Here is a 21,284-nt window from a genome sequence, read left to right on the forward strand (position 1 = left end):
AGTATACATGGCAGAAACAACTAACGCCAATGAAACATATCAGCCAATGACTTTCGATGCCATCAAGATCGGACTGGCGTCCCCTGAGAAAATCAGAGAGTGGTCAAGAGGCGAGGTTTTAAAACCTGAGACCATTAACTACCGTACCTTAAAGCCGGAGAAAGACGGACTTTTCTGCGAAAGGATCTTTGGACCGAGTAAGGACTGGGAGTGCCACTGTGGAAAGTATAAAAAGATTCGTTATAAAGGCGTTGTCTGCGACAGATGTGGTGTAGAGGTTACAAAATCTTCTGTTCGTAGAGAGCGTATGGGTCATATCGAGCTGGCTGCTCCGGTATCCCATATCTGGTATTTCAAAGGAATTCCGTCCCGTATGGGTCTGATCCTTGACATTTCTCCGAGAACTCTGGAGAAAGTCCTTTACTTTGCAAATTATATCGTACTGGATCCGGCTGACTCCGGACTCCAGTACAAACAGGTGCTTACAGAGCGCGAATACCAGGATGCCCGTGAATCCTTCGGAAACAATTTCCGTGTAGGTATGGGCGCTGAATCTATCAAAGAGCTTCTGGAAGCAATTGATCTTGAAAAAGATTCTGCAGAACTGAAAACTGAATTAAAGGATGCTACAGGCCAGAAACGTGCCAGAATCATCAAACGTCTTGAGGTTGTAGAATCCTTCCGTGAATCAGGAAACCGTCCTGAGTGGATGATCATGACAGTGATCCCTGTAATCCCGCCGGATCTGCGTCCTATGGTTCAGCTGGATGGTGGACGTTTTGCTACATCTGACTTAAATGATCTTTACAGAAGAATCATCAACCGTAATAACCGTCTGAAGAGACTTCTGGAATTAGGCGCACCGGACATTATCGTCCGTAACGAGAAACGTATGCTTCAGGAAGCAGTAGATGCCCTGATCGACAACGGCCGTCGCGGCCGTCCTGTAACAGGTCCTGGAAACAGAGCTCTGAAGTCTCTTTCCGATATGCTGAAAGGTAAATCCGGACGTTTCCGTCAGAACCTTCTGGGTAAACGAGTTGACTATTCCGGACGTTCCGTTATCGTTGTAGGACCGGAACTTAAGATCTACCAGTGTGGTCTTCCGAAAGAAATGGCCATTGAGCTGTTCAAACCTTTCGTTATGAAAGAGCTTGTTGCCAACGGAACTTCACACAATATTAAGAACGCCAAAAAAATGGTTGAGAAGCTGGAGCCTGCTGTATGGGATGTTCTGGAAGATGTTATCAAAGAACATCCGGTTATGCTGAACCGTGCACCTACACTGCATCGTCTTGGTATCCAGGCATTCGAACCAATCCTTGTAGAAGGTAAAGCAATCAAACTGCATCCGCTGGTTTGTACTGCGTTCAACGCTGACTTCGATGGTGACCAGATGGCCGTACATCTTCCGCTTTCACAGGAAGCTCAGGCAGAGTGCCGTTTCCTTCTGTTATCACCGAACAACCTGCTGAAACCTTCTGATGGTGGTCCTGTAGCCGTTCCTTCACAGGATATGGTACTTGGTATCTACTATCTGACTCAGGAAAGACCTGGAAACAAGGGTGAAGGTAAATACTTCAAGAGTATAAACGAAGCAATCCTTGCCTATGAGAATAAAGTAATCACACTGCAGTCCAGAATCCATGTGCGCTGCAGCAAGACAATGCCGGACGGAACTGTTCTGACCGGTACAGTAGAATCTACACTTGGACGTTTCCTGTTCAACGAAATCCTTCCTCAGGATCTTGGTTTCGTAGACAGAAGTGTTCCGGGAAATGAACTTCTCCTTGAGGTTGACTTCCTGGTAGCTAAGAAACAGCTGAAACAGATTCTTGAAAAAGTTATCAATACTCACGGTGCTACAAAGACTGCTGAGGTTCTTGATGCGATCAAAGCTACAGGTTACAAGTATTCTACACGTGCAGCCATGACCGTTGCCATTGCCGATATGACCGTTCCGCCTCAGAAACCGGAAATGATCCAGAAGGCACAGGATACTGTTGACCTTATTACAAAGAACTACAAACGTGGTCTTATCACAGAGGAAGAGCGTTACAAAGAAGTTGTTGATACATGGAAAAAGACTGATGATGAGCTTACACATGCTCTGCTGTCCGGTCTGGATAAGTACAACAACATCTTTATGATGGCTGACTCCGGTGCCCGTGGTTCCGATAAACAGATCAAACAGCTTGCAGGTATGCGAGGACTGATGGCCGATACAACCGGTCACACCATCGAGCTGCCTATCAAGTCAAACTTCCGTGAAGGTCTTGATGTACTGGAATACTTTATGTCTGCCCATGGAGCACGTAAAGGTATGTCCGATACAGCTCTTCGTACAGCCGATTCAGGATACCTGACAAGACGTATGGTTGACGTTTCTCAGGATCTGATTGTACGTGAGACAGACTGCTGCGAAAACAGAGATGAAATCTCAGGTATGTATGTAGAAGGTTTCGCAGATGGTAAAGAAGAGATTGAAGGACTTCAGGAACGTATCACAGGTCGTTTCTCCTGTGAGACAATTAAGAATAAAGACGGCGAAGTTATTGTAAAAGCCAACCATATGATCACACCAAAACGTGCTGCCCGCATTATGAAAGAGGGCGTGGACAACCAGACAGGCGGATCTATCGAGAAAGTTAAGATCCGTACAATCCTTACATGTAAATGTAAAGTTGGTATTTGTGCAAAATGTTACGGTGCGAACCTTGCAACAGGTGAAGCTGTTCAGGTTGGTGAATCTGTCGGTATTATCGCTGCTCAGTCTATCGGTGAGCCTGGTACACAGCTTACCATGCGTACCTTCCACAGTGGTGGTGTTGCCGGTGGAGATATCACACAGGGTCTTCCCCGTGTTGAGGAGCTTTTTGAGGCAAGAAAGCCAAAAGGTCTTGCCATTATCACAGAAATTCCTGGTGTTGCTGTTCTTAATGACACCAAGAAGAAGCGTGAAGTTATTGTTACAGATCCGGAGTCAGGTGAATCCAAGACTTACCTTATCCCATACGGATCCCGTATCAAGATCACAGACGGACAGATGCTTGAAGCTGGTGACGAGCTTACAGAAGGTAGCGTAAATCCACATGATATCCTGAGAATCAAGGGTGTCCGTGCAGTTCAGGATTACATGATCCGTGAAGTACAGCGTGTATACCGTCTCCAGGGTGTTGAGATCAGCGATAAGCATATCGAGGTTATTGTTCGCCAGATGCTGAAGAAGATCCGCATTGAGGACAACGGAGATACAGAATTCCTTCCTGGAACACTGGTTGACTTCCTTGAATATGAGGATGTTAATGAGCAGATGAAAAAAGAAGGCAAACGTCCTGCAGATGGAAAACAGGTTATGCTTGGTATTACCAAAGCGTCTCTTGCTACCAATTCCTTCCTGTCAGCTGCTTCCTTCCAGGAAACAACGAAGGTACTGACTGAAGCCGCAATCAAGGGTAAGGTTGACCCATTGATCGGTCTGAAAGAGAACGTAATCATTGGTAAACTGATTCCTGCAGGTACAGGTATGAAGCGTTACAGTGAAGTACGACTGAATTCTACAATGCCGGAGCCGGAACCAGAAGTGGAAATCGAAGAGGAACAGACAGAGGAAGAGGCTTCAGATGAGAATCAGACAGATGATGAGCTGATCACAATGGATGAAGATTTTTCTGAGGATGGAGACCTGGATGAGGAAGCTTCTGAAGAGGAATTTGAAGATACAGATGAATCTGAAGATGCAGATGAATCTGAGGATAATGAATAATCATTGGGTAATACGCAAACTGTGAAGCAATTGAACAGTTGCGCATGATATAAACAGGGATGATTCATGAATGGAGGAGTTATCTCATAGGGTATAATGTCCTGTGAGGTAACTCTTTTTTTGATTTGGTTAAAGATAAAAATACAAAAAAGTCTGATTTATCTGTTATAATAAAAAACAAAAACCAATAAATGCAAATGATCAGAGTAAAGGAGGTGCAGTATGGATAAGGAACTTCCGGTTTCCGCATGGCCGGAGTGGAAGATAGTTGAGAAGATTGGAGAAGGGTCTTTTGGACAGGTATATAAGGCTCAACGTACAGAGAGAGGCAAGTCTTTTTATTCTGCTATTAAAATCATCAATATTCCAGGCAGTCAGAGTGAGCTGAACAGTGTGCGTTCCGAGACTGGAAATGACCAGGCAGCCAGAGAGTATTTCCAGAATCTGGTTGAGGAGTGCATCCAGGAAATTGGTACTATGGAGTATTTCAGGGGAAATTCTTACATTGTTTCTGTAGAGGATTTTAAAGTGATGGAATACCTGGATGCCATTGGTTGGGAAATTTCCATCCGCATGGAGTATCTTACAAGTTTTCTGGACTACTGTGCAGAGAAGCAACTGCAGGAAAAAGAGGTAATCCAGATGGGGCTGGATTTAAGCAAGGCTCTGGGATATTGCAGAAAGCTTCATATCATTCACAGAGATGTAAAGCCTGAGAATATTTTTGTATCCAGATTTGGAGATTTTAAGCTGGGAGATTTTGGAATTGCCCGTGAACTGGAGCGGACTATGAGTGGATTTTCTAAAAAGGGAACCTATTCTTACATGGCTCCGGAAATGTATAAGGGAGAAAAATATGACAGCAGAGTAGATATTTATTCTTTGGGGATCGTGCTCTATAAGCTTATGAATCACAACCGGCTTCCGTTTATGAATCTGGAGAAGCAGTTTATTACTTACCGGGATAAGGAAAATGCTCTGAATAAAAGAATGTCAGGAGAGCAGATGGATCCCCCTGCAGAAGCCGGAAAGCTTTTTGGACAGATTATTCTGAAGGCCTGTGCATTTGACCCTGATGAACGTTACCAGACACCGGAGGAATTTTACCGGGCTCTGGATGACCTGAAGAATGGACGGATTTGTAACCTCCAGTCTGTTGGCACAGTAAATGTGGCAACCGCTGAAGACAGGCAGGCAGCACAGAAAGCTGTAGTACAGAAAATGGCAGTAAAAGAAACTGACAGAGATGCAGAGCTTCAGAGCTCTATACAGTCAGCCAGGGCAACAGCAGCAAGACGCCGCCGCCGTAAAAGAGAACAGAGATTTCGCAGGGGACTGGTGGTCACTGCTGTACTTCTGGCAGTTCTTATCCTGGCAGGAGTATATATAAAATTTAACAGAGACAGTACGGGAGACAATTCCGGAAACAGTGGAGTGTCTGTGCTGGATACTGATAAAAACAGTTCTTCTGATAACAATTCAAAGAGTTTTAATACTGCCTTAGCTACGATCAAGGATCAGGCAACAACGATCACGGATAACCTGAATTCCTATGACTGGGTAGGATCGGAGGGAACAGTACTTCGATATCTGCGACGGATATCTACTACTCAGAATGATGATGGAGATGTAGAGATAGAAAGTGAATGTATGAAAGCACTGGTGTACCCGGCTCAGTCAGCTGAGGGAAAATACGAAGAGTATTTTTACTGGGGCGAAAAGCTGTTTTTTGCATATATATGGTATGACGAGACTTCTGAGTACTATTATTATGATGATGGAAAGCTCATTCGTTGGATTGATTCTGATGGAAAGGCTCATGACAACGAGACAGATAACGAGGAATATACAGCAAGAGGAGAGAAGTATTGGAAGAATTCACTGAAAGCGTTGAAGGGAGAGGGAACGAAAACAGACGATGATGTATCAGATTGAGTATGCATATACCTGCCATATGGGCAGGGTTCGTGCAAACAATGAGGATAATCTTTGGTGCTGCGGAGAATCGCTCCCGGCAGATAACCAGGGTATGGAGGGAGTACATTCCCAGATCGTCTCCGGCCTGAAGACACCGGCAATGGCTGTATTTGACGGTATGGGCGGAGAAAGCTGCGGAGAGATGGCGGCATTCCTGGCTTCTGACGAATTCGGAAGATATTATCGTGCCAACAGGCGGACTTTGCGCGATATACCAGAGTTATTTATTGATGGCGTATGTGAGAGTATGAATCAGGCAGTATGCAGATATGCAGCAGAAAATCACATACAGAGTATGGGTACTACCCTGGCAATGACTTTATTTACACCGGAATCTATGTTTGTGTGTAATCTGGGAGACAGCAGGATTTATTTTTCTGATGAGAAAAGCTTTCGCCAGGTATCAACAGATCATATTTTGGGAAAATCGGGGCTTGGAAAAGCACCTCTGACTCAATATCTGGGTGTACCAGAGGAGCAGCAGAAGCTGGAGCCGGCAGTTCTGGAAATAGAGCACAAAGAGGGAAACCGATATCTCTTGTGTTCTGACGGAGTGACGGACATGCTTTCTGATGGAGAGATTGCGGATATCCTTTCACGGAAAAACAGCCTTAGGGAGACGGTGGAGCTTCTTTTGGACCGGGCTCTCCAAAAGGGAGGAAGAGATAATGCAACAATTATACTCTGTGAAGTCCAGAAGCAGGAGTTGAAGGGTAAATTCAAGGCGTGGCTAAAAAGCATAAAAGAGAAAAATGAGGGGTGAGACAGCATGAAGAATCGTATGCAGGATCTGGATTTTGAACAGACAGTAGCATTTGACAAGGTGCAGGATTATGAATTTACCAGAAGAGCGGCCCAGCGTTTTCGACAGGTAGTGAGTCTGGACAGCTTTGAAGATGAGGATGCGGATGTGATTTTCCATTATCTGTACAAGGAGATGGAGCTGGTTTCCTTTGGTGACCATTTGAAACGGTACATCTATGAGAGGGCAGAACTGGAAGAACCTTTTTCCGAGGTACCTCAGGAGGTATACAGAGATATTATACTGGACTCTTTTAAAGAAACTTTTACTCCCAAGTCCATGAATCCTACTACTACCAAGTTGTCTGCGCTGGTAAATAATTGGCTGAATCAGGCTTCTGTAAAGCGAGAAACGGTATTTCTTCTTGGATTTGGACTTCGGATGACTGCTGAGGATGTGTCAGATTTCCTGACCAGGGTACTACGAGAGCAGGATTTTGACTTTCATAATCCGGATGAGGTAATCTACTGGTACTGTTACAGTACTCAGCAGGGATACCGCAGTGCAGAAGAGTTGAAAAAGAAATATGCGGGGCTACAGCCTGTGGCTATGGAGAATTCCCAGGTGCTCTGCAGTGGTAATCTGTGCCTGGATACGGAGGAGAAGCTGCTAGATTATCTGGCCCATCTGAAAGCCAAGAGAGATGATCCCATGTCCGAGAGGAGCCAGGCCTTTCAGGAATTCAGCAGGCTGCTTTATCATGCAAAACAGATCATTGCAGGATTATATCAGCATGATGAGGAGGAGAAAAAAGGGGATAAAGTGTGGACAGCGGAGAAAATTACTCCTTCTGATGTGGAAAAGGTGATCTGTAGTGGGATTCCCATCAATAAAATGGGGAATCTGAAAAAGATGTCTGCTTCTATTCTGGCCAGACATTTCAGCCAGAAGCGATTTAGCAGGCAGAGGATTACGAATATCCTCAGCCATAAATTGCCGGTGGAACGATTTGATTTGATTACCTTAGAGTTTTTTATCGTATCTCAGGAAATGGAGGATGATGATCCTTTTAACAGATATAAGCATTTCCTTGATGAGATTCAGAGCATTCTGCTCAGATGCGGAATGGGTGAGATCTATATTGTAAATCCATATGAATGTTTTCTTCTTATGTGTCTCCTCACAGACTGCCCACTGGCAGTATTTGCGGAGATCTGGGAAAAGTCTTATGAGGAGGGAGAGGCCGAGAGTTGAGCCGCTCCCTTTTTTTAAGATGCTTCGAGCAATAGATACTGAGAAAAGCTGTTCAGCATAGAAATATGTCATGGGATGTATGATGTACATTTCGCAGAAAAATGCCGATGGCATTCTTGAATTATGCATAATAACTAAAAATCATATAGACAAATTGTGAAACATATCAGAAAAGTAAAAATGTGCCTTTTTTACTTGACAATGAATCGTTTCAGATTTTGAACGGAACAGCTAAATGGAGGATACAAAATGATATTAAACGTTGGAAAACCGTATATTTGGCTCCCGGTAAGCAAGAATGCACCGGAGAGAAAATTGCATTTTTATATAGAAGGAAAAAAATCCAGGAGATTGATATTCATCTTGGAAAAACAGATTGTGAATTTTACGGATGCTGGGATGCTTCTGCATTCTTAGGAAAAGATCTGCAGATAGAGGGTGCAGACAAGGAACTTCTGGAAGGAATTTTCTGTTACGGGAAACCTTATGATAATGTATATCCTTATCGCCCGAAACTGCATGCTGCACCTGCAACAGGATGGCATAATGACCCTAATGGTATGGTTTATGCAGATGGATTTTATCATCTCTATTATCAGTGGAATCCATATGGAAGTATGTGGGGAAATATGCAGTGGGGTCATGTAAAGAGTAAGGATCTCTATCACTGGGAACAGGAAGGACTGGCTATTGCACCGGATGAAACAGGAACTGTTTACTCCGGCTGCGGAATTCAGGATAAAGATAATCTGACAGGCTATGGCGAAGGAGCTTTGTTGTACTTCTATACAGCTGCAGGCGGCAGAAATCAGTGGTCTGTGGATGCCGGAAATCTGTTCACCCAGAGACTGGCGTATTCTACAGATGGAGGAAAAACTCTTCAGAGATCAGAAAAATTCTGTATGCCGCATATTGTAAATGAGAACAGAGATCCTAAGGTTTTTTATCATAAAGAAAGCAAAGCATTTATTATGGTATTATACCTGGACGGATATGATTTTGCTGTCTATCGCTCAACAGATCTGCTGAACTGGGAGGAAACCCAGAGAATTTCAGAGCCTGGAATGTGGGAGTGTCCGGATCTTCTTGAACTGGAAGTTAAAAATGTGCCAGGGGAAAAGAGATGGGTATTCTGGTCCGCAGATGGTTACTATATGACCGGAGAATTTGACGGGTATAAATTTAAACCTGACGGATGCCGTAAATCCGGGTATAGCTCTGTTCTGCCCTATGCAGCTCAGACATTCAGTGGTGTAGATGACAGGGTGATCAGCATGGCATGGCTCCGTATGAAGAATGACAGAGGAAATTACAGAGGACTGATGTCCCTTCCTACAGAATTATCCCTTGAAAAAGAAGGCAATGACTATAAAATCTGTTTTGCACCTGCCAAAGAGCTTGAGAATTTGGAAACAGGATGGTATGATAATCTCAAAAATACAATCTCTCCTGAGGGCCAGGCATGCAAGATCGTTCTGACTCCGGAAGCAGGTACTAAGGGAGAGTGGAGACTGACAATAGGAAGGCTGAGACTGACAGTGGATTTCTATAGCAATATCCTGAGTATTGAGGATACAGAAACACATGTATATTATATGAGGGAAAGAATCTCAACAGAACAGGAAATCAGCTTCATTTTTGATCAGGAAGTTATTGAGGTATTTGCAGAAAACGGAAAGGTATATGGCGCAGCGGAAGCAGAAGAGAATATTTTGGGTATGGACTGGGAAGTTTTCAGAACAGAAGATTTAAAAGTTTCAGAAAAAATGTGTCTGTATAAATAAAGATTTTTACCGGATCAGGTAAGAATCCTGTTTCAACTATAGTCTGTCCGGATGAGAAACATGAGCGCAGATCGCGAAGCGTCTGCGCTCATGAGCATATAGTGGAAGTAGATGATCTTGTCCGTTTTATAAGCGATATACAGTAAAAAATATCAGGAGTTGTATATGGTAACAATAAAAGATGTAGCACAGGATGCAGGGGTGGCTGTTGGAACTGTTTCCAAAGTGCTGAACGGACAGCATGTAAGTGAGAAAAACAGAATAAAAGTAGAAGATTCTGTAAAAAAGCTTGGGTATCAGATGAACTTCTATGCCAGAGGTCTGAAGACAAAGAATACTTATACAATAGCGGTAATTGTACCTGAGATACTGAATCCTTTCTTTGCAGAATGGGTTTACTATATTGAGCAGGAACTTTATAAGAACGGCTATAAAATGCTCTTATGCAATACACAGGGAATGCCTGAGAAGGAAGAATATTATTATCGTATGGCAGAGCAGAATAAAGTGGATGGCATTATCTGTGTTACATATCAGGATGTTGAGCCATATGTATCGGAAAATATCCCTCTTATCTCTCTGGACAGACATTTTCACAAAAAAGTAAGCTGTATCAGTTCAGATAATTATCATGGAGGAGAACTTGCTGCACAGAAAATGATTTCTACAGGAAGCAGACATCTGCTTTATATGAGAAATGGGTTAGAGATTTCCGGAGAGACGTTGAAGCGGGGAAAAGGATTTAAGAGCTATTGTGATGCTCATGGAGTCTCCTGTGAAACATTAAATCTGGGAGATGATTTTGATCTGATCAGAGGAAAAACTTCTGTGGAAGAGGTATTGATGAATTTTATCATATCTGCAAGAAAGACCGGAAAAATGAGGTACGATGGTATCTATACCAGCACAGATCTGCTTGCGAAAGCTTTACTGGAACAGCTGCAATTTCTTGGCGTTGAAGTTCCGGAGGAAGTTCAGCTTGTGGGACATGATGGAATACAGTGGATGAACAGTGGAAAATATCTGGTATCAACAATTGTACAGCCGGTGCCGGATATGGCGCGAAAGAGCGTGGAGCTTTTACTAAAGAAAATAAAGGGAGAAGAGATTGAGACATTGACGATTCTTCCTGTTAAATTTGCAGAAGGAGGCACAACCCGTTAAGGGATGTGCCTCCTTCTTTTAGTCCAATCAAGTAAGTTCTTTACATTTATTCATTATAATATCCGTAGATAGCGCGTGCATCTGCGGCAATGGTGCTCTGGGCTGCACCGGTATCAGTAAGATCCTGAGACATGAAGCATATTACAAGGTCAATACCCTTGGCTGTGTCATAAATAATCGCTGCATCATTTTCAACAGTGTCCAGTTCTCCTGTTTTGTTGGCAGTCTGCACACCCTCCGGGAGATCAGCAGGAATCTTGTTTTTTCTTTGCTGCATTTTCAGATGATAATACATAGCTTCTGCATTAGGCAGACTGGAGGAATCAATAATTCCCTTGGAAATCTGATAGATTTTCTTCAAAAAGATACCACAGTCTTTGACAGAGGTATAGTTGTCACCATTTGAGTTGTCTGCCAGAAGAAGGCGGTTCATCTGCGTATCGTTGAAGCCATATTTCTGACAAAACTCGTTTACCTTCTGCATACCGGCACTGTTATCACCATTTCCCAGCCAGTTAACCAGGGTATTGGCTGCGTCATTATCACTGACAGTGATCATGGAGGAAATGTTGCTGTCTACAGTATCACCTCCGTGAGACTGAGAAATGGCATCGTAATTATCATAAACAGCACCCATGATGTAGAGTTTGATCAGGCTGGCAGCCTGCATGGGAGTGTTATTGATCACACCGTTGGAATCCTTGAGCAGATTACATACATAGACGGACCAGGTTCCGTTATCCTGTGGAAGGAGAGTCTTAACCTGACTGAGAAGGGAGTCCATGCTGCTGTCAGAGTTATCTGTAAAGGATTCATTGACGGCAGAGCTTTCATTGCTGCCGGAGCCTTCATTTTCTGTAGTCTGCTGTTGCTTTTCCTGTTCCTTCAGCTGATCCAGCTGGTCTGCCTGGCTGATAAGGGTATTGGCAGAATCGGATATTTCTGTCACAGTATCAGAGAGCGTCTGAACTTTTTTCTGAAGGGAAGCCAGGTGACTGAGAGAGAAGAAAGACAAAGCTCCCAGACCTGCCAGCGCAATCACCAGAACAATGATGACTACATACAAAAATATGGGTTTTTTTGGTTGATTATTATCGTCCATTAGTGTATTCCTTTCTGTTGTGTATACTTCTTTCTATTTTCTTTCTATACTGAAGCAAAATAAGCATCGATTCCATTGGCGATTCCTTCAACCATAGTCTGCTGGAACTGGGAATCGTTCATTTTGGTGTCATCATTCTGATTGGTCATAAAACCCATTTCCAGGATTGTTACAGGAACAGTGCTCCAATTAATTCCGGTCATAGTATCTGTGTACTGTATCCCCAGATTCTGAAAGCCTGTAGCCTGACAATAGGAATCCAGAATACACTGGGAAAGTCTGTTTGACTGATCAAAAAGAGAGGAAACATAAGGATTGCTCTGAGAAGGAGCCATAGCCAGGGCTCCGGATGCAGAAGAAGAATCCGTACCGTTTGCGTGAATACGGACATAGATCTCTGAACCCTGAGAGGCTGCATATTCAGCCCGTTCCTTGTTACTGATGGCAGTATCATTGTCAGTTCTGGTCATAACTACCCGGTAGCCTCTCTGTTCCAGCACATCTTTTAATTGAAGGGAAACATTCAGGTTCAACTGGTATTCGGGAATTCCGGTAAAGGAGCCACGGGTACCGGAAGTACATTTTGCCTTCATCTCTGAAGAACCAGGTCCAATGGGCTCAGGAGCACTCATATTCACATTTTCACCCTGATGTCCCGGATCAATTCCTACCACATGTCCGTTATCGGCAGAAAAGTTATCTGGTTCGGAAGCATCTGCCTGACTGAAAACAGAAGGCTTGGAGGTGGTCTCCTCTTCAGAAATATCTGCCTTTTCTTTTTCCTGCTTCTGTGATGCTGTCTGGGCTTTCTGTTTCAAATAGTTGATATTATTCTGAACTTCATCTACTGCAGCGGTATATTTTTCCTGGGCAGTCTGAAATTCCTTTTGCTTAGCTGTGATCTGTTCTGTCACGGTATCTACATCTTTTTCAGTGGCAATGATCTGCTCCGTGGTACTTTTGGTAAAGAAAAAGAGGGAGACAATGCACAAAAGTCCGGTGAGAAACAGTAATACAGCCATTATACTGGGCTTTTTCATAAAAAATCCTTTCTATAAATAATAAACCTTTTAAATGTTACTGCGTTTAGCAGGCAGTAACTTTTCTTTGTCTGTTATTATAATGAAGTGATTTGTAAAATGCAATCGTGTATCTATACTAAATTCATGCAAAAAGAAAGAAAAAATCTTGCAAAATACCTTGACAGCGCTTTCTGTAAAGGATATAATGAGCAAGCGTGCATAAGAAACGTTTAATTTTTTTGCGCGTAAATGCGAGAATAGCAACCGCAAGGCCCCATAGAAAAATCTATGGAGAAATAAATCGGGAGGTGAAATGGAATGCCAACATTCAACCAGTTAGTAAGAAAAGGACGCCAGACATCTGTAAAGAAATCTACAGCTCCGGCTCTCCAGAAAACATTCAACTCTTTAAGAAAGAAAGCAGTTGAACAGTCTGCACCACAGAAACGTGGCGTTTGTACAGCAGTTAAGACTGCAACTCCTAAGAAGCCTAACTCAGCTCTTAGAAAAATCGCCAGAGTTCGTCTTTCCAACGGAATCGAAGTAACAAGCTACATCCCAGGAGAAGGTCACAACCTTCAGGAGCATAGCGTTGTTCTGATCCGTGGTGGAAGGGTTAAGGACTTACCTGGTACAAGATACCACATCATCAGAGGTACTCTTGATACTGCAGGTGTTGCTAACAGAAAACAGGCCCGTTCTAAATACGGCGCTAAGAGACCTAAAAAGAAATAATTGAGAAGGCTCTCAAAAAGCAACTGATCTCATTGTTTGAGACAGCAAATATGAATTAATGAAATCGAAAATTCACGAATAAACTATGAATCGAATTTGTACGGTATTCCATATACCCTGCCGGTTGCGGGTTAAATATAGGACCTTACCAGTGCGAACATGCAATAGTTATCTGCGTGAGTACCGATGATTTAATCACAATGATTAAGGAGGGAAGTAACGTGCCACGTAAAGGACATACTCAGAAAAGAGACGTTCTGGCAGATCCAATGTACAACAATAAAGTGGTTACCAAACTTATCAATAACATCATGTTAGACGGTAAGAAAGGTGTAGCACAGAAAATTGTTTACGGTGCATTCGCCAGAATCGAAGAAAAAGCTGGAAAACCAGCACTTGAAGTTTTCGAAGAGGCTATGAACAACATCATGCCACTTCTTGAAGTAAAAGCTAGACGTATCGGTGGTGCTACTTATCAGGTTCCGATCGAGGTAAGAGCAGACAGACGTCAGGCACTGGCTCTTCGCTGGTTAACAATGTTCTCTCGTAAAAGAGGCGAGAAAACAATGGAAGAAAGACTTGCAAATGAGCTTTTAGATGCAATGAACAACACAGGTGCATCCGTTAAGAGAAAAGAAGACATGCACAAGATGGCTGAGGCAAATAAAGCATTTGCTCACTATCGCTTCTAATATAGGAGGAAAATCCATTGGCTAAAGAGGGAAGAGAATATCCATTAGAGCGTACCAGAAATATTGGTATTATGGCTCATATCGATGCGGGTAAAACAACTCTCACAGAACGTATCCTGTATTATACAGGTGTCAACTATAAGATTGGTGATACTCATGAAGGTACTGCTACCATGGACTGGATGGAACAGGAGCAGGAGAGAGGTATCACAATCACTTCAGCGGCTACAACATGTCACTGGACTCTGGAAGAGAACTGCAAACCGAAGCCAGGTGCTCTGGAACATCGTATCAACATCATTGATACCCCAGGTCACGTTGACTTCACAGTAGAAGTTGAGCGTTCTCTTCGTGTACTTGACGGTGCTGTCGGCGTTTTCTGTGCTAAGGGTGGTGTTGAACCGCAGTCTGAAAACGTATGGCGTCAGGCCGACACTTACAATGTACCACGTATGGCATTCATCAACAAGATGGATATCCTTGGTGCAGACTTCTACGGTGCAGTAGAGCAGATCAAGACTCGTCTTGGTAAAAACGCAATCTGCTTACAGCTGCCAATCGGAAAAGAAGATGATTTCAAAGGAATCATTGACTTATTCGAAATGAAAGCTTACATCTACAACGATGAAAAAGGTGATGACATCTCCATCGTTGACATTCCTGAAGACATGAAGGAAGATGCTGAGCTTTATCATACAGAGCTCATTGAGAAAATCTGTGAGCTTGATGACGACTTAATGATGGAATATCTTGAAGGTGAAGAACCAACTGTTGAGAGACTGAAAGCAACATTAAGAAAAGCTACATGCGAGTGTACTGCTGTTCCGGTTTGCTGTGGTTCTGCTTACAGAAACAAAGGTGTTCAGAAACTTCTTGATGCTATCCTTGAGTATATGCCGGCTCCTACAGATATTCCTCCAATTCAGGGAATTGATCTGGACGGTAACGAAGTAGTGAGACATTCTTCTGATGAAGAACCATTCTCAGCTCTGGCATTTAAGATTATGACAGACCCATTCGTTGGTAAACTTGCATATTTCCGTGTATACTCCGGTACAATGAATTCCGGTTCTTATGTACTTAACGCTACTAAGGACAAGAAAGAACGTGTTGGACGTATTCTTCAGATGCATGCTAACAAACGTATGGAACTTGATAAAGTATATTCCGGTGATATCGCTGCAGCAATCGGATTCAAATTCACAACAACCGGTGATACAATCTGTGACGAGCAGCATCCGGTAATCCTGGAGTCCATGGAATTCCCAGAACCGGTTATCGAGATGGCTATCGAGCCTAAGACTAAAGCTGGACAGGGTAAACTTGGTGAAGCTCTTGCAAAACTTGCAGAAGAAGACCCGACATTCCGTGCACATACAAATCAGGAAACAGGACAGACCATTATCGCTGGTATGGGTGAGCTTCATCTGGATATCATCGTTGACCGTCTCCTTCGTGAATTCAAGGTAGAGGCTAACGTAGGTGCTCCTCAGGTTGCTTACAAAGAAACAATCACCAAACCTGTTGATGTAGACAGCAAGTATGCAAAACAGTCCGGTGGTCGTGGACAGTATGGTCACTGTAAAGTTAAATTTACACCTATGGATGCCAACGGAGAAGAACTGTACAAGTTCGAATCCACAGTTGTTGGTGGTGCTATTCCGAAGGAATACATCCCTGCAGTTGGAGAAGGTATCGAAGAGGCTATGAAAGCTGGTATCCTTGGTGGATTCCCGGTAGTTGGTGTACATGCTAATGTATACGATGGTTCTTACCATGAAGTCGACTCTTCTGAAATGGCATTCCATATTGCAGGTTCTCTTGCATTCAAGGATGCTATGCAGAAAGCAGCTCCGGTTCTTCTTGAGCCAATCATGAAGGTCGAAGTTACTACACCAGAAGATTACATGGGTGACGTTATTGGTGATATCAACTCCCGTCGTGGACGTATCGAAGGTATGGAAGATATCGGCGGTGGTAAGATGATCCGTGGATATGTACCGCTTTCCGAAATGTTTGGATATGCTACAGACCTTCGTTCCAGAACACAGGGACGTGGTAACTACTCTATGTTCTTTGAGAAATATGAGCAGGTTCCGAAGTCTGTACAGGAAAAAATCCTTTCTAAGAAAGACTGATAATTATTGATCATCTGCAGTCTGTCGGTGTTTAAAGCCAGCAGACTGTAGGAGATATAAAATTACTGTCCGCTGTATTCTCAGTAATGTGTGGACTGTAATGATACAACAATTGGTAATGCAAGTTATCAAATTGTATAAAACACTTGCAAATATTTTGGTTATGCAATATAATCAAGGATAGCAAGTTTAAAACCGAAAAAGATGCTCTATAATAATATAAGAGCCAAAGTTTTAAGGAGGACGTTTTAAAATGGCAAAAGCTAAGTTTGAGAGAACAAAACCGCATTGTAACATTGGTACCATCGGACACGTTGACCATGGTAAAACAACTTTAACTGCAGCTATCACAAAAGTTCTGGCTGAAAGAGTTGCTGGTAACACAGCTACAGATTTCGCTAACATCGATAAAGCTCCGGAAGAAAGAGAACGTGGTATCACAATTTCTACAGCACACGTTGAGTATGAAACAGAGCATAGACACTATGCACACGTTGACTGCCCAGGACATGCTGACTACGTTAAGAACATGATCACAGGTGCAGCTCAGATGGATGGTGCTATCCTCGTTGTTGCTGCTACAGATGGTGTTATGGCTCAGACTAAAGAGCACATCCTTCTTTCCCGTCAGGTAGGTGTTCCTTACATCGTTGTATTCATGAACAAATGTGATATGGTTGATGATGAAGAACTTCTTGAACTGGTAGAAATGGAAATTCGTGAACTCTTAAGCGAGTATGACTTCCCAGGAGATGACATCCCGGTAATTCAGGGTTCAGCTCTTAAAGCTCTTGAAGATCCGAGCAGCGAGTGGGGAGACAAGATCATGGAACTTATGGATGCTGTTGACAGCTACATTCCAGACCCACAGCGTGACACAGATAAACCATTCGTAATGCCTGTAGAGGACGTATTCTCTATCACAGGTCGTGGTACAGTTGCTACTGGTAGAGTAGAGGCTGGTGTACTTCATGTATCTGACGAAGTTGAAATCGTTGGTATCAAAGAAGAAACACGTAAAGTTGTTGTAACTGGTATCGAAATGTTCCGTAAACTTCTTGATGAAGCTCAGGCTGGTGATAACATCGGTGCACTTCTTCGTGGTGTTCAGAGAAACGAAATCGAGCGTGGACAGGTTCTTGCTAAACCAGGAACAATCACATGCCATACAAAATTCACAGCTCAGGTTTACGTTCTGACAAAAGATGAAGGTGGACGTCATACTCCATTCTTCAACAACTATCGTCCACAGTTCTACTTCAGAACAACAGACGTAACAGGTGTTTGCAACCTTCCAGAAGGAACAGAAATGTGCATGCCTGGAGATAACATCGAAATGACAATTGAACTGATCCACCCAATCGCTATGGCTCAGGGTCTTACTTTCGCTATCCGTGAAGGTGGACGTACTGTAGGATCAGGACGTGTTGCTACAGTTATCGAATAATTTTAGCATAACATCTTAATTATATATATTGAGTACCGCAAGGTACATTGTGTCCAAACGTAAGATACCCCGGAACCGCAAGGTTTCCGGGGTTTTTCTGTTGGATCAGGAATACATGGATTATAAAAAATAGCAAATAGGAATAAAAAAGAAAAAACAGATAAAAATAATTGATTTATAAAAATCAGTCTGTTAGAATATACATATGAAAAGGGAGTAGCTGGCCGATTTGGTTCACTTCTTCGTCAGGACAGTTATTGAAACATATAACTCGGAAAGTGATGAAACAGCGAGACTTTTACTGTGCATGCAGTAGGAGTCTCTTTTTTATACCTACTGCAAAATAAAATGAGGAAAGAGAGGAAAAAAAGATGTTTATGCAGGTTATTATTTTGCTGGTAGGTTTTCTGTTTCTGGTGAAGGGAGCAGACTGGTTTGTGGAGGGGGCAGCCAGTATTGCAAAGAAGCTGGGAATCCCCCAACTGATCATTGGATTGACGATCGTAGCAATGGGAACCAGTATGCCGGAGGCAGCTGTAAGTATTACAGCAGGAATGAATAAAAATGCGGGTATTACAATCGGAAATGTGGTTGGAAGCAATATTCTTAATATTCTGATTATCCTGGGAGTTACGGCACTGATCACAAATGTGGCAATACAGAAATCTACATTTCTGTATGAAATTCCATTTATGATTGTGGTAACAATTGTGCTGATGATTTTCGGCATTACAGGATCGGAAGTGACCTTTGCAGAAGGTGTGATTTTCTGGATCCTTTTTCTGGCATATCTGGGATATTTGTTCGTAATGGCAAGAAAGGGAAATGATCAGGAGGATGGAGAAACAAAGGATTATCCTATATGGAAATGTCTTCTTCTGATGGCTCTTGGCGGGATTCTGGTTGTAAAGGGCAGCGATTTTGCAGTAAGCGGAGCTTCAGAAATAGCACGTTATTTTGGAATAAGTGAAAGATTTATCGGGCTGACGATCGTTGCACTGGGAACATCACTTCCTGAACTGGTTACATCTGTTACAGCTGCAAAAAGAGGAAATGCAGGAATTGCCATCGGAAACATTGTGGGCAGCAATATCTTTAATATTCTGTTTGTGATCGGTACCACAGCGCTTATCTGCACAGTTCCCTTTGAAAGTAAATTTATTATAGATACGGGGATTGCAATTTTGTGCGGAGTTATCCTCTGGCTTGGGACCTTCCGGCACAAAGAACTCCGAAAGCCATGTGGAATTCTTATGCTGTTATGTTATGCAGCATATTTTGTATATTTGTGTATGGTATAAGAAAATAGTTTGTTATTAATAACGTTCTTCTGTGTGTTGATCCCGGCAATAACAGAGGGACTTTTTTATATTATAGGAAATTACTTTGTAATGTTCCTATAATATAAAAAAGCCCTCCGGGCAGGATCGCACTGCGACGGAGAGGAATTATGTCGCTGAAGCGACCCGTCGCAGGCGGAGAATCCTGCAAGCAGGATTCTTTCTTGCGTAACGGAAAATAGGTTACACTTTTTCTGATAGTATGATAAAATAAAACCAATGTATGTCTGTAAATTATTTGCAGGTTAAAAGAATAAAGTGTTGGAGAGATAGAAAAAAATGAAATCCAGGAAGTGGACGATGCGGAAGGCTATGTTGGTATTGTGTATCAGCAGTGTGCTGTTTGCTTTATTATTGCAGACATTTCTGTTTCAGCAGTCACTGCGAAGACAGATACGGGCGGAAATTATATCAGATCATGAGACATCATTGAATAAGATGCAGACAGATCTGTCCAGCTTTATTCATACCATTCGCGGAGAAATGCTTACAATATACAGTGAACAGGATCTGATCAATGATATGCGCAGCGCAGCGGAACAGGATAGCAGTCTGAAGGATTATTACTGGAGAAGCTGGTATTTTGCGAGAAAACGTTTTACAAAAGAAGACCAGCTTCTGGCTATGTATCTGTATGATACAAAGGATCATCTGATCAGCAGTTACAGATATAATTCAGCTGCATACCCAAAGGATATTTACAAATCAGAAGAATATGATAACAATTCAGGCAGAGTATATGATTATGTTCACGGAAAACGTACAGATCTGATGATCTCAGGATATCATAATCCAGATGCAAAAAAAGATATTGTCCGTCTGGTTTTAAAATTGCATAACTATGATGTAGACAGAAGCGGGCTGGGATATCTTGTATGTGATATCAACAGTGCAGCGTTTACTTCTATTATGTCTAAATATGTGGACGTAGAGCAGGTTTGCCTGTGGCTTCAGCCGTTGAATGACAGGGTGGTAGCAATGACCGGACAGGCATCAGACAGTCAGCGCAGAATCCAGAAACAGCTTGCAAAGGCTGTGGAAAACTATTATAAATCTACTAAGCTGGAGCAGGAATATGATGGAAACTATCTGATACAGGTTTCTCAGGAAAACTATAATCTGGAAGCTTTTGTACTTGTTTCACAGTCACTTCTTACAGCAACACAGAAGTCTTTGATCAGAACACTGCTGATCATAATGGCAGCCATGCTGCTGGCTATCACAATTATTGTATTGTTTTTATCCCAATGGCTGACAAAGCCGGTAGAGGAAATGAGCAGTACGATCACGCAGATCAAAAACGGAGAAACACAGTTACGTGTGCGTCCGGTAGGATGGTCACAGGAGCTTACGACTCTTGGTACGGAATTTAATGAAATGCTGGATCGTATGCAGGTGATGGCCCAGGAGGAGCTGCAGCATAAAATGCTGGTGGAACGTACGGAATACAAAATGCTTCAGGCACAGATCAATCCACATTTTCTCTATAATACTCTGGATACTATGAGTGGAATTGCAAATGCACAGAATTGTCCTATGGTAAGTGGCATGTGCCGTTCTCTGTCTGCGATTTTCCGTTACAGCCTGAATATGACAGACGAATTATCCACTGTGCAGAATGAAATGTCCCATGTGAGAAATTATCTTTATGTAATGGATGTGAGGAACGGTTCAACAGTTGCCTATGATTATCAGATAGATAGTGAGACACTTGCAGACCAGATGCCCCGTATCTGTATTCAGCCGGTTGTGGAGAATGCACTGACACACGGGCTGAGAAATGTCCGCCGCAAGGATAAGAAGCTTCTGATACGTTCGGAGCATGTGGGTGAGAATCTGGTGATCACAGTTCAGGATAATGGTGCAGGAATGGACGCAGAGGCCATGAACCGGCTGTTGGAACAGAACGATATGAAAAGGGTGGAATCCGGAATTTCCATTGGAATCCTTAATGTCAATGCGCGGCTGAAGAAGCTTTTTGGTGCGGGCTATGGACTACATATTGACAGTATAGTGGGAGAGGGGACAACTGTGACGATTACAGTCCCGGCCGCTTCTCCGGAAATATCTGACAATATATAATATAAAAAATGCCATGCTTGACATTGGGACATCATGTGC

14 protein-coding genes are annotated in these 21,284 nt (G+C 42.8%); 12 read left to right on the plus strand and 2 right to left on the minus strand.

Annotated features, from left to right (window positions below; translation table 11 throughout):
• Positions 1-7 precede the first annotated feature (7 nt).
• From rpoC to ACTNDS_RS02640, 6 genes are all read left to right on the plus strand, one after another.
• Positions 8-3,766: a DNA-directed RNA polymerase subunit beta' gene (gene rpoC, locus ACTNDS_RS02615; RefSeq protein ID WP_441033361.1), complete on the plus strand. Its 3,759-nt coding sequence runs from the start codon at positions 8-10 to the stop codon at positions 3,764-3,766.
• Positions 3,767-3,988: 222 nt separating this feature from the next.
• Positions 3,989-5,701 carry a serine/threonine-protein kinase gene (locus ACTNDS_RS02620; RefSeq protein ID WP_441033364.1) on the plus strand — a complete coding sequence of 571 codons (1,713 nt, stop codon included), beginning with the start codon at positions 3,989-3,991 and terminating at the stop codon, positions 5,699-5,701.
• Entirely contained in the window at positions 5,685-6,506 is an 822-nt protein-coding gene (locus ACTNDS_RS02625; protein WP_441033366.1) for a PP2C family protein-serine/threonine phosphatase, read from the plus strand. The genes ACTNDS_RS02620 and ACTNDS_RS02625 overlap by 17 nt, the downstream gene beginning before the upstream one ends.
• A gap of 6 nt (positions 6,507-6,512) precedes the next feature.
• A complete protein-coding gene (locus ACTNDS_RS02630) occupies positions 6,513-7,739 on the plus strand; it encodes a hypothetical protein (protein ID WP_441033368.1) in 1,227 nt (408 codons plus the stop codon).
• A gap of 278 nt (positions 7,740-8,017) precedes the next feature.
• A complete protein-coding gene (locus ACTNDS_RS02635; RefSeq protein WP_441033370.1) occupies positions 8,018-9,523 on the plus strand; it encodes a glycoside hydrolase family 32 protein in 1,506 nt (501 codons plus the stop codon).
• Positions 9,524-9,688: 165 nt separating this feature from the next.
• Positions 9,689-10,687 (plus strand): LacI family DNA-binding transcriptional regulator, encoded by a 999-nt coding sequence (locus ACTNDS_RS02640; protein WP_441033373.1) that lies wholly within the window; start codon positions 9,689-9,691, stop codon positions 10,685-10,687.
• 46 nt (positions 10,688-10,733) lie between these two features.
• On the opposite strand, the gene ACTNDS_RS02645 is transcribed toward ACTNDS_RS02640, so the two are convergent.
• Together ACTNDS_RS02645 and ACTNDS_RS02650 are read right to left on the minus strand one after the other, a co-directional pair.
• A complete protein-coding gene (locus ACTNDS_RS02645) occupies positions 10,734-11,789 on the minus strand; it encodes a serine hydrolase (RefSeq protein ID WP_303242199.1) in 1,056 nt (351 codons plus the stop codon).
• Between the two features lie 44 nt (positions 11,790-11,833).
• A complete protein-coding gene (locus ACTNDS_RS02650) occupies positions 11,834-12,829 on the minus strand; it encodes an N-acetylmuramoyl-L-alanine amidase (protein WP_441033376.1) in 996 nt (331 codons plus the stop codon).
• 300 nt (positions 12,830-13,129) lie between these two features.
• Between ACTNDS_RS02650 and rpsL the strand changes: the two genes are divergently transcribed.
• The 6 genes from rpsL (at position 13,130) to ACTNDS_RS02680 (ending at position 21,245) form a co-directional block, all read left to right on the plus strand.
• The gene (gene rpsL, locus ACTNDS_RS02655; RefSeq protein ID WP_008705161.1) at positions 13,130-13,546 is read left to right on the plus strand and encodes a 30S ribosomal protein S12; all 417 of its coding nucleotides are present in this window, start codon (positions 13,130-13,132) and stop codon (positions 13,544-13,546) included.
• Between the two features lie 221 nt (positions 13,547-13,767).
• Entirely contained in the window at positions 13,768-14,238 is a 471-nt protein-coding gene (rpsG, locus tag ACTNDS_RS02660; protein WP_020993199.1) for a 30S ribosomal protein S7, read from the plus strand.
• A 17-nt stretch (positions 14,239-14,255) separates the two neighbouring features.
• On the plus strand, positions 14,256-16,376 hold the full coding sequence (gene fusA, locus ACTNDS_RS02665; RefSeq protein ID WP_441033380.1) for an elongation factor G: 2,121 nt from the start codon (positions 14,256-14,258) through the stop codon (positions 16,374-16,376).
• Positions 16,377-16,629: 253 nt separating this feature from the next.
• Positions 16,630-17,823, plus strand: coding sequence for an elongation factor Tu (gene tuf, locus ACTNDS_RS02670; RefSeq protein ID WP_119234119.1), 1,194 nt, complete (start codon positions 16,630-16,632; stop codon positions 17,821-17,823).
• A 371-nt stretch (positions 17,824-18,194) separates the two neighbouring features.
• Complete coding sequence (locus ACTNDS_RS02675; RefSeq protein WP_173744052.1) at positions 18,195-19,124, plus strand: calcium/sodium antiporter; 930 nt, start codon at positions 18,195-18,197, stop codon at positions 19,122-19,124.
• Between the two features lie 318 nt (positions 19,125-19,442).
• Positions 19,443-21,245 (plus strand): sensor histidine kinase, encoded by a 1,803-nt coding sequence (locus ACTNDS_RS02680; protein WP_441033383.1) that lies wholly within the window; start codon positions 19,443-19,445, stop codon positions 21,243-21,245.
• Positions 21,246-21,284: the final 39 nt, after the last annotated feature.

It is taken from the genome of Blautia sp. HCP3S3_C12, from assembly GCF_052064155.1.
Lineage (GTDB): Bacteria > Bacillota > Clostridia > Lachnospirales > Lachnospiraceae > Blautia_A.